The organism is Exiguobacterium sp. RM11 (assembly GCF_059821525.1).
Map to the genome: position 1 here is coordinate 503,438 of NZ_CM187558.1, position 14,087 is coordinate 517,524.

At 48.7% G+C, this 14,087-nt stretch carries 14 protein-coding genes; 10 read left to right on the forward strand and 4 right to left on the reverse strand.

Features of this window, described 5'->3' with window-relative positions:
- Nucleotides 1-81: 81 nt before the first annotated feature.
- The 5 genes from AC5LIL_RS02770 (at nt 82) to AC5LIL_RS02790 (ending at nt 5,241) form a co-directional block, all read left to right on the forward strand.
- A complete protein-coding gene (locus tag AC5LIL_RS02770; RefSeq protein WP_499824804.1) occupies nt 82-930 on the forward strand; it encodes a MurR/RpiR family transcriptional regulator in 849 nt (282 codons plus the stop codon).
- Between the two features lie 81 nt (nt 931-1,011).
- Nucleotides 1,012-1,398: a hypothetical protein gene (locus tag AC5LIL_RS02775; RefSeq protein WP_499824805.1), complete on the forward strand. Its 387-nt coding sequence runs from the start codon at nt 1,012-1,014 to the stop codon at nt 1,396-1,398.
- A 78-nt stretch (nt 1,399-1,476) separates the two neighbouring features.
- Nucleotides 1,477-3,021, forward strand: a complete 1,545-nt coding sequence (locus tag AC5LIL_RS02780; protein WP_499825345.1) for an FMN-binding glutamate synthase family protein — start codon at nt 1,477-1,479, stop codon at nt 3,019-3,021.
- A gap of 218 nt (nt 3,022-3,239) precedes the next feature.
- A complete protein-coding gene (locus AC5LIL_RS02785) occupies nt 3,240-3,854 on the forward strand; it encodes a flavodoxin family protein (protein ID WP_499824806.1) in 615 nt (204 codons plus the stop codon).
- 241 nt (nt 3,855-4,095) lie between these two features.
- Nucleotides 4,096-5,241, forward strand: coding sequence for an acyltransferase (locus AC5LIL_RS02790; protein ID WP_499824807.1), 1,146 nt, complete (start codon nt 4,096-4,098; stop codon nt 5,239-5,241).
- Between the two features lie 178 nt (nt 5,242-5,419).
- Here the strand turns inward: AC5LIL_RS02790 and gnd are convergent, their stop codons facing one another.
- Both gnd and AC5LIL_RS02800 read right to left on the reverse strand, forming a co-directional pair.
- Entirely contained in the window at nt 5,420-6,319 is a 900-nt protein-coding gene (gnd, locus tag AC5LIL_RS02795) for a phosphogluconate dehydrogenase (NAD(+)-dependent, decarboxylating) (RefSeq protein WP_499825346.1), read from the reverse strand.
- Between the two features lie 42 nt (nt 6,320-6,361).
- Nucleotides 6,362-6,574: a hypothetical protein gene (locus AC5LIL_RS02800; protein WP_499824808.1), complete on the reverse strand. Its 213-nt coding sequence runs from the start codon at nt 6,572-6,574 to the stop codon at nt 6,362-6,364.
- 431 nt (nt 6,575-7,005) lie between these two features.
- Here AC5LIL_RS02800 and AC5LIL_RS02805 point away from each other — a divergent pair, with 431 nt between their 5' ends.
- From AC5LIL_RS02805 to AC5LIL_RS02825, 5 genes are all read left to right on the forward strand, one after another.
- Entirely contained in the window at nt 7,006-7,962 is a 957-nt protein-coding gene (locus AC5LIL_RS02805; protein WP_499824809.1) for an LCP family glycopolymer transferase, read from the forward strand.
- A gap of 72 nt (nt 7,963-8,034) precedes the next feature.
- Nucleotides 8,035-8,880, forward strand: a complete 846-nt coding sequence (locus AC5LIL_RS02810; protein ID WP_499824810.1) for a YihY/virulence factor BrkB family protein — start codon at nt 8,035-8,037, stop codon at nt 8,878-8,880.
- 104 nt (nt 8,881-8,984) lie between these two features.
- Nucleotides 8,985-9,908, forward strand: a complete 924-nt coding sequence (locus AC5LIL_RS02815) for an LCP family glycopolymer transferase (protein WP_499824811.1) — start codon at nt 8,985-8,987, stop codon at nt 9,906-9,908.
- An 84-nt stretch (nt 9,909-9,992) separates the two neighbouring features.
- Nucleotides 9,993-11,180, forward strand: coding sequence for an alpha-amylase family glycosyl hydrolase (locus AC5LIL_RS02820; RefSeq protein ID WP_499824812.1), 1,188 nt, complete (start codon nt 9,993-9,995; stop codon nt 11,178-11,180).
- Between the two features lie 125 nt (nt 11,181-11,305).
- Entirely contained in the window at nt 11,306-11,644 is a 339-nt protein-coding gene (locus tag AC5LIL_RS02825; RefSeq protein ID WP_499824813.1) for a hypothetical protein, read from the forward strand.
- A gap of 14 nt (nt 11,645-11,658) precedes the next feature.
- Here the strand turns inward: AC5LIL_RS02825 and galE are convergent, their stop codons facing one another.
- Nucleotides 11,659-12,675: a UDP-glucose 4-epimerase GalE gene (gene galE / locus AC5LIL_RS02830; RefSeq protein WP_499824814.1), complete on the reverse strand. Its 1,017-nt coding sequence runs from the start codon at nt 12,673-12,675 to the stop codon at nt 11,659-11,661.
- 13 nt (nt 12,676-12,688) lie between these two features.
- Nucleotides 12,689-13,936, reverse strand: coding sequence for a hypothetical protein (locus AC5LIL_RS02835; protein WP_499824815.1), 1,248 nt, complete (start codon nt 13,934-13,936; stop codon nt 12,689-12,691).
- Between the last annotated feature and the right edge of the window lie 151 nt (nt 13,937-14,087).

Consider the following 14,087-nt stretch of genomic DNA (forward strand, 5'->3'; position numbering starts at 1 on the left):
CAATCTTTTAGACGAATCACACATTGCGGAATTTTTTTCGAAACGGTATCGTTAGATGAAGAAGAGAAAGGGTGATTCTTGATGGAAACGATGAACGGGACGGCCCGCATCCGTGGTGCCTATTCGACACTGAGCAAAAAAGAGCAACGCATTGCCGACTATATTTTAAAGCAACCAGAACAAATCATTCATCATACAATCAATCAAGTAGCAGATGACCTTGATGTCGCTGAATCGACGGTGTTCCGCTTTTGTCAGCACGTCGGCTTTAAAGGCTATCAGGCGTTAAAAATTGCGCTCGCCTCGGATGTCGTCGCACCGCTCCAAGACATCCATGAAGACATCGCAGAGACAGACAGTGTGCTCGAGATTGCAGAGAAAATTTTTTCGACGAACGGGAAGACAATCGAGTCGACTCGTCAGATTTTAGAAGGGGACTCGCTGGAGAAAACCGTCGAGCTGTTCCTTGGGGCACGCCGCATCGAATTTTTCGGGAGCGGTGGGTCAGCCGTCGTCGCGTTAGACGCGTACCACAAGTTTGTGCGGAGCGGGCTTCAAGTGAGTGCGATGCTCGAGTCGCATATGCAACTCATGTCGGCCTCACAATTGACGACAGCGGACGTTGCCGTCGTCATCTCTCATTCCGGGGCTTCTAAGGAAACGCTCGATATCGCGAAGCTGTTAAAAGAGAAGGGTGTCCCGACGGTCGCCATCACGAACTACGCGAAGTCGCCTCTTTCGAAGATTGCGGACGTATCGCTCTATACCGTATCTCAAGAGACGGCATTTCGTTCTGAGGCGCTCGCTTCCCGCATTGCGGAGCTCAGTTTGATCGATGCTTTGTTCACAGCCGTCATGATGCGACGTGGGGAAGCGGCACGTACGTCTCTCCAACAGATGCGTGAGGCGATTTCAATGCGCCGAATCTAAAGAAAACAGGGTTAACTTCTACAAAAAGGTGGAAATTATAAACTCTGAGGGCAAAGCGAGGCTTAGAGAGAAGGTGGACCGATGAACCATATTGATTTTTTATCTTCTGACCATTACAACGAGTTCAAACGGTTAGCACAACGGCTCACGGATCCTGGCAGTACCAGTCGCGAATACTTCGCCGCACTATATGTGATTGCGGGTCATTCGCATATCCGAGAATGTTTGCTTCCTTATATAGACCTCGAAGCGGGGAAGATTCGAACTTCAACCATCATCGATGACAATACGTTCGATAAACGAGAGTTTGTGCTCGCCAAACTCGTGATTCACTTGTATAACTCAAAAGAATGGGTCCTTCCGACCGAATTGATCGCCTTGCCGGAAGAAGACTACAAATTAGCGATGCAGGCGATCACGCTTTGCCGAAATGAACAATTTGACGGGGTCACGATCCCGAGCGACTGAAGACACTCTGTTCCGTTTGCGACAGGGTGTCTTTCGTCTAACGAAAAAGGAGGAGAGACCGTGTCACTCAATACATCGATGTTGACCATTCTACTCATACTGTTCGTCGTGATGATGGCCGGTCCACCGCTATTACTTTTCTATTTCTGGTGGCGTGACCGGAACCAGCGTGAACACTCCGTCCTCCGCAATTTCCCGATTCTTGGGAAACTTCGTTATATGTTCGAAAAGATGGGTCCAGAGCTTCGTCAATATTTGTTCTTGAACGACAATGAGGCGAAGCCGTTCTCGCGGAATGAATACGAAGCTGCCGTCATTGCCGGGAAATATAAGTCGCGCATCATCGGCTTCGGTTCGGAGCGAGACTTTGAAGCGGGTGGGTTCTACCTTCAGAACGCCCTTTACCCGACGAATCGGAACGAGTTACGGATCGACAATTCAACGAAGGTGTCGACCTGGGTGTATAAATTAGATGAGGATAACCTCTTCACCCGAAAAGAGCACCTCGTTGAACGAGACATCTCCCCGTACTTATTAACAGAAGAAGATACCATCATCATCGGCGAACAGACGTGTCGAGAACCGTTTTATGTCCGCGGGCTCGTCGGGCAGTCGGCGATGAGCTTCGGTTCGCTCGGGGACAGAGCCATCACGGCCCTCTCTATCGGACTCGGTCGTGCGGGCGGGACGTGGATGAACACGGGGGAAGGCGGTCTTTCAGATTATCATTTGAAAGGGAATGTCGACATCATCTGTCAAATCGGTCCAGCACTGTTTGGTGTCCGAGATGAAGACGGGGCGTTTTCGGTGGAGGCGTTCAAACAGAAGAGCGCACTCCCACAAGTGAAGGCGTTCGAACTCAAGCTTGCACAAGGTGCGAAGACGCGTGGGGGGCATATCGACGGCTCGAAAGTGACCGAAGAGATTGCCCGCATCCGCCATGTGCGTGTCGGCGAGACGATTGACAGTCCGAACCGATTCTCTGAATTTCACACACATGGGGAACTGTTGGCCTTTATCGAAAAGTTGCGTGAGATCGGTGGGAAGCCGGTCGGCATCAAGCTCGTCGTCGGCAATATACAGGATATTGAATCGCTCGTCGAAGAGATGGCGACGTCTCAAACCGTGCCGGACTTCATCACGATTGATGGGAGTGAAGGTGGGACAGGGGCGACGTATCAAGAACTCGCCGATACGGTCGGTTTGCCACTGAAGGCGGCACTTCCTTACGTGCATCACCTTTTGATCGAGCACGGTCTTCGTGACCGCATCAAACTGTTCGCCTCGGGGAAACTGATCACGGCGGACAAGGTGGCGATTGCCCTCGCACTCGGTGCCGACCTCGTCAACATCGCCCGTGGGCTCATGTTCAACGTCGGTTGTATCCAGGCGCAGGTGTGTCATACGAATCGATGCCCAGTCGGTGTCGCGACGACCGACCCGAAACTGCAGCGTGCTCTCGTCGTCGACGAGAAGAGCTTTCGGGTCACGAACTATATCATCTCGCTCCGGGAAGGACTGTACAATATGACGGCCGCCGCAGGGGTCCGTTCCCCGACGGAACTGTCACGAGAACATGTGATTTATCAGGAGCCGGACGGGCGTGTGAGAACAATCGAATAAAACATTCACTGCGTTTTAGCAGTCGCTTTATAACTTCTTTGAACGAATGATTCAAATAGAATAGGATCATCTAACAACCGTTGAGCACGCATACACATCCGTCGAGGGCGCAACTTGGCGTGACAAAAGCTTCACATGAACAAAATCCTTCGAAAGGTACTAAGAAGTGTAGGGAACGGGAACACGTAACTGTTGGAGATTATTCGAGGAGGGATTCCATGAAAGCTCTATTTTTAAACTGTACGTTAAAAGGTGGCGACACGACGTCGCATACAGAAGGATTGATTCGTGACATCTTGCCGCATTTTGATGCGCTTGGGGTCGAGTCGGAAATCGTTCGGATTGTCGACTATAACGTCGCGTTCGGGGTGACAGAAGATGAAGGGGACGGGGATGAATGGCCACAGATTTTCGAGAAAGTGAAAGGGGCGGACATCGTCGTCATCGGGACGCCACTCTGGCTCGGCGAGAAGAGTAGTGTCGCGACACAAGTGATTGAACGGTTATACGGGGGCAGTGGTTTGACGAACAAGTCAGGGCAGGCCATCTACTACAACAAAGTCGGCGGGGTCGTCGTCACGGGGAATGAGGACGGGGCGAAACATGCGTGTGCCGGCATTCTTTATGCCTTATCCCATATCGGGTTCACCGTGCCGCCGAACGTCGATACGTACTGGGTCGGGGAAGCGGGACCAGGTGACTCGTACATCGATGCCGGGCGCGACAACGCGTTCACGAAGTCACACGGGAAGACGATGGCGTATAACCTCGTCCATTTCGCGCGGATGTTGAAAGCACACCCGATTCCGGCAGAAGGAAATACGATGGAATGAATGAAGACGTATAGACGGTTTGTTTCGTCTATACGTCTTTTTGATGTTTATCTGGTTTCGAATTTCAATTGTGCTCTCGAACTTGAGAGAAATTCTTGAATGTCGATCGCCATCAACGGTAACGATCACATGTAAAGTCGTGGGGAGAATAAGTCTAAACCATAAAACCATGTAAAATCATTTTAGAACGTTCAATTATTGGTTTATAATTTCTTGTGGAGTTTTAGATTGGGGAGGTTCTATGGAGAGAAATTATGCAATTGACTATTTTAAGTTTTGGGCCATTTTTTTTGTTGTTTGTATTCATACAGCACCATTTAAGGGAACAATATTTTTGGGGATAGATGGAGAAAATATAAATTTTATAATCAATACATTCGCGCGGTTTGGTGTGCCTTTTTTCTTTATCGTTTCTGGTTTTTTATTCGGTCAAAAAATTCGATCTACAAAATACCGAAAAAAATATTTTAGGAATTACATAAAAAAAATCATTGGATTATTTGTGTATTGGTCCCTTTTCTATGTGATGTATGGGCTTATCTTGAATGTTCTAGAATCGATTATCTTTGATTTGAATATGAGGCAGGAAATAGTGAATTATTTACATTCATTTGTAGGTGTTAGCGATATATTCTTGTTTTTAATCTATGGAAGTGGAGGCGGACCTGCTTCATATCATTTATGGTATTTATCTGCATTAATTTGGTCTATTCTCGTGTTATATATGTTTATTAAAGCGGATAGATTAAGTGTATTGCTTATCATAAGTCTCTTACTTAACGTAGTTGGACTATTTGGACAAACATATTCAGGTGTTTTTAATTTGGAATTATTTGATCATGATATTAAAACACGGGACGCTATCTTTTTTGGATTATTCTATACTACACTCGGCTGCTACATTGCATTCAACTATAATTCTATAAACGAGAAGATTAGTCAGTTAAAGTCATTTACGATTGTCAAATTGTTTTTAATCTTCTCTTTTACTCAGATTGCTGAAAGATTCATTGCATATAAATTCTGGCAAGAAGAAATCAGACAGACGGACTTCTACATATCAACGATTTTCATAGCGATATGCTTGATTTTATTTGTTATGAAAAATGGTGATATTGGTGAAAAATCAATAATTTCAAAAATAGGTAAAAATGCAGTCGGGATTTATGTATCTCATACACTATTCATTGATCTGACATATCAAGTTTTTAACTTTCTAGAAATGGATATAAGAAAATCATTTATATTTCATTTGATTTTTACGCCACTTATATTCATTACGTCATATCTTTTCTATAATTTTATACAAATAGTTAAATCAAAGGTTAAATCAATGTTTTATGATGGAGAAATTCATAATGAAGAACAACTGAAAAAAGTTAATTGACGATGAGTTCACGACCATTTGACTATGAAAGAATAAAACCTGCCACATCACAGTACTGCGATGTGGCAGGTTTTATTCAACATAAAGAAACAAGTTTTTGAAAAATATAGCGCCGGAAACGATAGTTCGCGTTACAGGATGGTATCATATTGAGTCATCTTTTCTAAGGTGTCGTCCATCACTTTTTCTCCACCGCATGTCCCCCGAACTCATTTCGGAGCGCAGCGACGACTTTACCGGAGAACGTGTCGTCTTGAAGCGAGCGTTGCCGCATCATAAGCGAGAGGGCGATGACCGGTGTCGGCACGTCGTATTCGAGCGCCGTCTCGACCGTCCATTTTCCTTCACCCGACGCATGCATGACGCCGCGGATGTCATCGAGCTTCGCATCTTTTGAGAAGGCACTCTCCGTCAGTTCCATGAGCCATGAACGGATGACGGATCCGTGATTCCAGACACGGGCGACGTCCTCATACTCATAATCGAACGGACTCTTCTCGAGCACTTCGAATCCTTCAGCAATCGCCTGCATCATCCCGTACTCGATTCCGTTATGGACCATCTTCAGGAAGTGACCACTCCCACTCGGTCCAGCATACAGATAACCGTGATCGGTTGAGACGTCTTGGAATAGTTGCTCGATTTTGCCGAACGCCTCTAAGTCCCCTCCGATCATTGTGCATGCTCCGTTTCGTGCCCCGTCCATACCGCCACTCGTCCCGACGTCAAAGAAATAGATGAGCTTTTCTTTAAAGTGCTTGGCGCGACACATCGACTCCTTATAGTTCGAGTTGCCCCCGTCGATGACGATGTCACCAGGTGAGAGGGCTTCATATAAATCGTCCAATACATGCTCGGTCACCTCACCAGCCGGTACCATCACCCAGACGACACGTGGCGCTTTCAGTGCAGCAACGACCTCTTCAAGAGAATTCATGGTTTCAAACTGGCTCGTCGAGACGTTCCCCGGATCATAGCCATAGACGCGATGTCCATTGTCCGTCAAATTCAGCGCCAAATTCATTCCCATCTTCCCGAGCCCGATCATTCCGATTTCCATTCGTTCCACCCCATTTATCAGATTGGTTGTCTTAATAGGGTTACCCGAAACGATATTGTTTCAAAAGAGAGGTTTGATCGGATCGATGCGGTAAGCGAGGATCCGTGAGATCGGAATTGCTTCACCGTCTGATAATGTGATTTGTCCAGTCAATGAATTCAATGATTGCAGTGTCCGTTCAAAGGTTTTGTAAGCATCATAATCAGAACTCCCATACACGATAAACTCACAAGTTTGTTCTTGGTCTAAAAAACACGTCACGATGAATCGCATCAGGTAATCTCCCTATGTATAAAATGGGTTGCTATTACATTTTTGTTAATAATCAATACATATTTTACAAAAAATGAATCAGATGTACCATTATATTTTCTTGAAATAGGGAAATGGTCTTATTAAAAACGGTGAAAGATCAAGATTCGTTCAAGAATGCGCTTAGAAACATCGGTGTTTCTTGAAAACGTGACCAATGGCTTAGTTCTGTTGTATGACACGAGACGATTCTTTTGAAAGGTGTATGCTATGATGAATGTTGACTGATTAAAATTTGAGAATGCTTTGTCGATACTAGCAGTATGAGCAATCGACAAGGTCCGACAAGTATTTACCTCTTTTATAAAAAAGCGGAAAAGTCTGTCGATTTAGCGTGATAAAATATAACCTGTGTCAATTACGGTCAATCGGGGATAGAAAGGTGCTATGTCATGGAAGAGCAAAAGCCTAAAAAGAGAGTCAAGAAACGTCGTCGTAAAGTGTCACCAGCGAAGCGCATCGCCATCATCGCAGGTGCTGTCATCGGAGTGTTCCTGCTCATCGGAGCTGGGATGGCCTACTATTTATATAATCAAGTCGATACAACGGTCGACCGATTGAATGAATCGGCCGGGCTCAGCCCAGAGCGGATGAATTCACAAACGATTTCAGATAAGAAGCCGGTCTCTGTGTTATTACTCGGAGTTGACCGTCGTGCGGACGAACAAGGGCGCAGCGACTCGATCATCGTCATGACGCTCAATCCAAATTCGGATGAGAGCGCGATGCTCAGCATCCCGCGTGATACGAAGACGGAAATCGTCGGTAAAGGGACGATGGACAAGATCAACCATGCCTACGCATTCGGTGGCGCCGAGATGGCGATGGATACAGTCGAAAACTTCCTCGGCATCCCAATCGATTATGTCGCGGAAGTCGACATGAAAGGTTTCCAGGACGCGGTCAACTTATTCGGGGGCGTCGAAGTGACAAACAAGTTCGCCTTCACTTCTGGCGAGTACACGTTCGAACCGGGAACGGTCAACCTTGATGGGGCAGAAGCGCTCGCCTATACACGGATGCGCTATGATGACCCGAACGGTGACTTCGGTCGTCAGGAGCGTCAACGTGACGTCATCACGGCGCTCGTCGACAAAGGAACGGACAGTTTCTCAATCGCACGATTCAACAACATGCTCGACGTCCTTGGCAATAACGCCAAGACAAACGTGACGTTCAAAGACATTCGGACGCTCACGAGCGACTACATGACGGCTTTCAAAAATCAAAGCGTCCTTCGTCTAGAAGGAAGTGGCGGCAAAGAGAGCGACGGCATCTACTACTGGAACCCAGACGAGGCATCACTCGACGAAGTGAAGTCGTACCTCGGACAATTGATGGAACAATGACAGCGGCACTCGATTCGGATGAATCGGGTGCTTTCGTTTGTGGCATAATGAAAAGAAAAAGGAGTGACGGCCGTGCTCGATCGACTGACCCGACTTGCCATCGATGTGAGACATCGCTTCAAAGATCACCATATTAACGACTATAGCGCGACGCTCGCCTTCTTCTGGTTCCTCGCCATCTTCCCAATGTTCTTCGTCCTGTTCGCGGTCATGGCGTGGTTCAAAATCGACCAGGCGCTGTTGATTGAACAAATTGAAACCCTCGTCCCTGGTTCGAGCGTGCGAGAGCTATTGTCGATTGTCTATGACGTCAGTGGAAACTTGAATAGTGGACTCGTCTCGATCAGTGCCATCATCGCCTTTTGGTCCGCCTCGAACGGGACGGCCCGTCTCGTCAAGCTGACCGTTTTCGCTTACGGGGAGACGGAGGCGCGCGGCTATGTATGGCGTCGTCTGATTGGACTCTTAACAATCCTTGCCGGCAGTATCGGTGCCGTCATCCTCATCGTCTTCCACGTCTTCGGGCAGGAGTTCCTCGATTTATTGTATGCGCTTTATCCTCAGGTCGAGGAGTTCGATCGTCTCTCGACGCTCACGCGTTATACCGTCTCGACGATCATCTTGATTTTTGCGTTCTCGTTCTTCTATAAAATCGCCCCACAACAACGTGTCCGATTGATTGAGACATTGCCGGGTGCCGTTTTTGCCGTTATCTCGTGGCAACTCATCTCGACAGGTTATAGCGTCTACGTCGAGCGGTTCTCGATCCTCGGGGATACGTACGGTACGATCGGTGCCGTCATCCTGCTTCAGATCTGGCTCTATTTGACGGCGGCGACGATGCTCATTGGGGCGGAAATCAATGCCGCCTGGCCGCATCATATGTATCGGACACCGACAAAGACACATTTCCCGTGATAACTGGAAAGAAATGATTAGCATTTTTTGGAGACATGCTATAATCCAATGTAGAGTCTGGGAAAAGATATACAAACTGAATTTACGGAAGAAGGTGGCCCGATATGGCGAAACATCAGAAGAAATCAAGGTGGAAATGGATACTTGGTATCACAGCGGGCGTACTGACACTCATGCTTGTCGCAGGTGGACTATTCGTCTGGTCGATGGTCGACGAGGTCAATGACACAGTGACGAAAGTGAACGATAACTTACAGATCAGTCCAGAACGAAAACAAGTCGAGACGATCGAAGAGAAGCGCTCGGTGTCGGTACTCTTACTCGGAATCGACCGACGGGGGACAGAACAGGGACGAAGCGACTCAATCATCGTCTTGACGATGAATCCGGATACGAATGAAGGGGCGATGCTCAGCATCCCACGTGACACGAAGACGGAGATTGTCGGACGCGGATATCACGATAAAATTAACCACGCCTATGCGTTCGGTGGTGCCGAGATGGCGATGGACACGGTTGAGAACTTTTTAGATATCCCGATTGATTATGTCGTCGAAGCGGACATGGAGGCGTTCACGGAAGTCGTCGATGCGCTCGGTGGCATCACCGTCATGAACAAGTTTGCGTTCAGCTCAGACAACTATACGTTCCCCGTCGGCGAAGTGACGCTCGACGGAGAGAAGGCGCTCGCCTACACACGGATGCGCTACGATGACCCGAACGGGGATTTCGGTCGCCAAGAGCGGCAGCGTGACGTCGTTGCGGCCATCATCGAGAAGGGGCGTTCGGACTTCTCGCTCGACAAAGTGACGAACCTGTTAGACGTCGTCGGCAACCGGGCGAAGACGAACATCGAGTTCAAGGAACTTGTGACGCTCTCGACGGACTATATGGGTGCGTTCCGCAACGCGAGCACGCTCCGCATCGAAGGCGGTGGAGGACTCGAGTCGGACGGCATCTATTATTGGAACCCGGACCCGGCGTCACTCGATGGGATCCAGACCGAACTGAAGCGCTTGATGGAGTGAGTCGTCCGATTAGGGCGGCTTTTTTTGTTTTGAAATCGGTGAGAAGTGAAAAAAGGTAGAGAGACAGGAAAAGGAGGGAAACGTATGGATTGGCAACAGATTGAACCGATTCTGAATAAATGGGGTGGCGATGTACAGGCGTGGCATCGCCTATTTGACAAGTGGGAGAGTCATGCCTGGCATGACCACGAGACACCGAGCGAGAAGACGAACGTTCTACTTGTCGATGCGAGTCTCGTCACGACGGACGGGAAACCCGATATGGGGGCACTTCATGACGTCCTGGCTAAGCATGTCGCGGGCACAATCAGCGACTTGCATCTCGTGTCACTCTTTCCGTACATCGGGCGCCAGACGGACACGGCGGTCGACCCACGCATCCGGTTGTATGAAGACTTAGGAGAGTTGAGCGACGACTTTCAACTCATGTACGAGCTCGACCCGGTCGCATACAACGTCGAACAGTTCGATGTACTCTCAGAGACGGACGCACTCATCGAGCGCCTCGCCTATGGGGCGACAAAAATCAGAGTCCATGCCCAGTCATTCCGAGGGATGACACGTGAAGAAGTACAGGATGTACTCAACCTGTGGCACATCGTCTTGCATCACTATAAGCCGAACGGGCAGCTCATTCTCGCCGAGGACGCGCTCGATGAAGCAGAGCCGTATCTTGATGTCGTGGACGCCGTCTGTCACTTCGATCTAGCGAGTCACGTGACGCTCGCACTCGCGCAAGGGAAGGCGACGCGACTGACCGAATGGGCACGGAAGATGACGGCACCGCCTGAAGGCAAGACGTACTTCCATTTCTTGTCGAGCGCCGAGCGCGACCCATTCGAGAAAAATTTGCTAGATGACTACGAGCCGATGCTCCTTGCAGCCCATAGTATCTTGTTCTCGCTCCAAGGGATTCCGTCTGTCGACTATCGGACGCTATTCGGGGTGAGCGGACCGACGGACGGAGAAGAGCTCGTCCAATCGCTGAAGAAAGACGAGGCACGACTGAATCGCTTCTCGGGGATCATGGGGCAGCTCAACGTGAAACGGACAGAGCCGGCATTGTCACCTTATGCGACCCAACGGATCATCGACGTCGACCCGCACGTGTTCGCCGTCGAGCGGGAAGGAAAAGGGCGTACGATACGTCTCTATACGAACGTGAGTGAGAGCGAGGTTCAATTGGATGTTCAAGGCACAAACCTGTTCACGGGGGAACGAATCGAGAAACTCACATTGTCTCCGTATGATTATGTATGGGTACGCAAATAGGTCTTTTGAATCAAAAATGAATTTTCGTTCATAGGTGTATTGACTCATATGATGAATAGGTGGAAAATGGAAGAGTAGGAAGTTTGTACACATCAATAGTCAGTCATCAAAGGAGCGGATTTCCAATGGATTCATCTTTCTTTCTCATGATGTTTCGGTTGACGATGCAATCATTTCTGTACTGGATGATCGCGATTTTATTCTTAACTTTTGGCGCATACTTCATCCTCTACTTGTTGGACCGGGAGCGTGCGAACGTGTATCGGACGTGGTGGCGGATTAGTTTCTATGCGGCTTTCCTCGGCTTCACGGTACTTGGGTATGTGTGGGAGAAATTCATGATGGTCGATGTATGGAAATTTATTGCCGTCGCTCTGCTCGTCGTGGTCATCGACTTAGGGCTGATGTCACGGAAAGGAAAGACGAATCAAAAAAATCAGCTGACGGAAGAACAATCGTTCTGACGCCAGCTGATTTTTTAGTTATATCCGTTCGGATTGTTCGACTGCCAGTTCCAGGCGTCGCGGCACATGTCGCGGATGTCATGCTTCGCTTCAAAGCCGAGCATCTGTTTCGACTTCGTCGGGTCCGCGAAACACGTGGCGATGTCACCAGGGCGGCGGGCCGTCACTCGGTAAGGGACCGATTTACCACTCTCTTGTTCGAACGCACGGACGAGGTCGAGAACGCTATAGCCTGTCCCAGTACCGAGGTTGAACGCCTCGACACCTGTTTGTTCCATGACGTAGTCAAGCGCCTGCAAATGACCTGATGCGAGATCGACGACGTGGATGTAGTCACGTACGCCCGTCCCGTCCGGTGTGTCATAGTCGTCACCGAAGACGCTTAGTTCATTCAACTTGCCGACAGCGACTTGGGTGATATACGGCATCAAATTGTTCGGCACGTCGAACGGGTCTTCGCCAATCTGACCGGACGGATGCGCCCCGATCGGGTTGAAGTAGCGAAGGAGAGCGATGCTCCATTCTGAGTCGGCGACGGCGACGTCACGTAAGATGTCTTCAATCATCAACTTCGAACGACCATACGGGTTCGTCGCGCTGAGCGGGAACGACTCGTCAATCGGTGTGCGTTCCGGCATCCCATAAACGGTCGCCGACGAACTGAAGACGATCCGTTTCACGTCGAACGCCTGCATAACTTCTAACAGGACAGTCGTACCGACGACGTTGTTCTCATAATAGCGGAGCGGTTCTCTCACCGACTCACCGACAGCTTTCAGGCCAGCGAAGTGGATGACGGCATCGATTGTATGCGTCAAGAAGATCTGTTCGAGCAGCGCACGGTCGAGGATGTCGCCGAGATAGAACGTCACGTCTTTTCCGGTCATCGCCTCGACACGATTCAGTGCCTCGCGGCTACTGTTCGACAAGTTGTCGAGCACGATCACTTCGTGCCCAGTTTCAAGTAATTGGAGGACGGTATGCGTACCGATATAACCGGCACCACCCGTCACAAGAATCGTTTGGGTCATATAAAAACCTCCATTATTGATTTAATTTCGTCACACGGACACGCGTCGAGCCGTTCTCTCCGATGAAGAGACGGAGTGAATAGGTGTCACTCTCATAGACGACGCCGTCTTCGGTCTCGTATGTCGGTTCGCCGAGCTCGAGGAACGTCTCTTTCGTCTGATCCGTGTTCGACCAGTCAATTGCCTCGACTTGTCCATTCTTCATTGTGAAGAAGAGACCAGGGTAGACGAGATACTCGTGTAAGGCGTCCGAGTCGAAACCACTTGCGGCGCCGACATTTCCGACCAACTCATTCTCGTCCATCCCGAAGTAAGCTTCCGGCGATTCATCAAATAACGTTTGATTGACGGAGGTTGACAACCAGTCCAATACGTCAGCATCATTGATGGAAGCAGTTGTCCATTCCGTCACGACTTCATCGCGTGACACCCATCCTGTTAACTCATTCAGACCAAGATCGAGTAAGAGCGCATCGTCACGTTCTTCGATGACGTCATAACGATCCCCGATGTCGGATACATACACGACGTCCTCGCTATCCGGTTCGCTTACGAGCGGAGCATTTTTGACACCAATCCATACTTCTTCCAGTGCCTTCGTTTCGACAACTGGTTCAGGTTCTGGTGTGACTGTTTCCTCAGACATAGTCGGTGTTGATGATGGTTGGATGAGGTCTTTGATCATCGGATAAGCGGCATTACCACCGACGGATAAAAGAATGATGGCAACTAGACCGATCAACCAACCACGACTTTTCTTTCGACGTGGGCGAGCCGGTTTGATCTCACGATGTGACTTCATACGTTCTGTTCGTGAAGGAATCGTCGACTCCGGGACGTAATGTGGTTTTGTCGGTATCGGATCAACGGATGTCTTGGTTTCTGGTTCCTTCGTTTCCTGAGGATGTGGTTCTACTACCTCATTAGGAACAACAATCGGTTCAACAGTGGGTTGTTGTGTTGGCTCCACAGTTTGTGGCATGACTTTCTTAGATTGAAGCATCTCACTTTTCTCGAGTAAAGCGACGTAATAGGTCAAAAGGTCTACATCCGTCTTTCCTTCTTTCAGCCAGTTCGAAAAATCTATAGCTGACTTTTCCTCAACGGAGAGTGAATCGTTCGTCTCTCCGGTCAGTTCATGATAAGAGTCGGCAAGCGATTTGCCGTCTGCTAAATTTGTCTCAATACGTTGCTGTACGACGTCTCGAGTTTGTTGGTCGAGTGTGGCGTACAGCTGGAGTAGGCGCTCACTTACATGCACTAGGGGTCTCCTCCTTTGTTAAGTTCTTCCTTTCAAAGTTTAGCAGATTTACATGTCAAAAAACCCATTTTTTTAAAAATGGGTCATCAACCGATGAAAATTTTGCTATACTGTTTTGGTATTGTCATTTTAAATATTATCTGCGGGAATT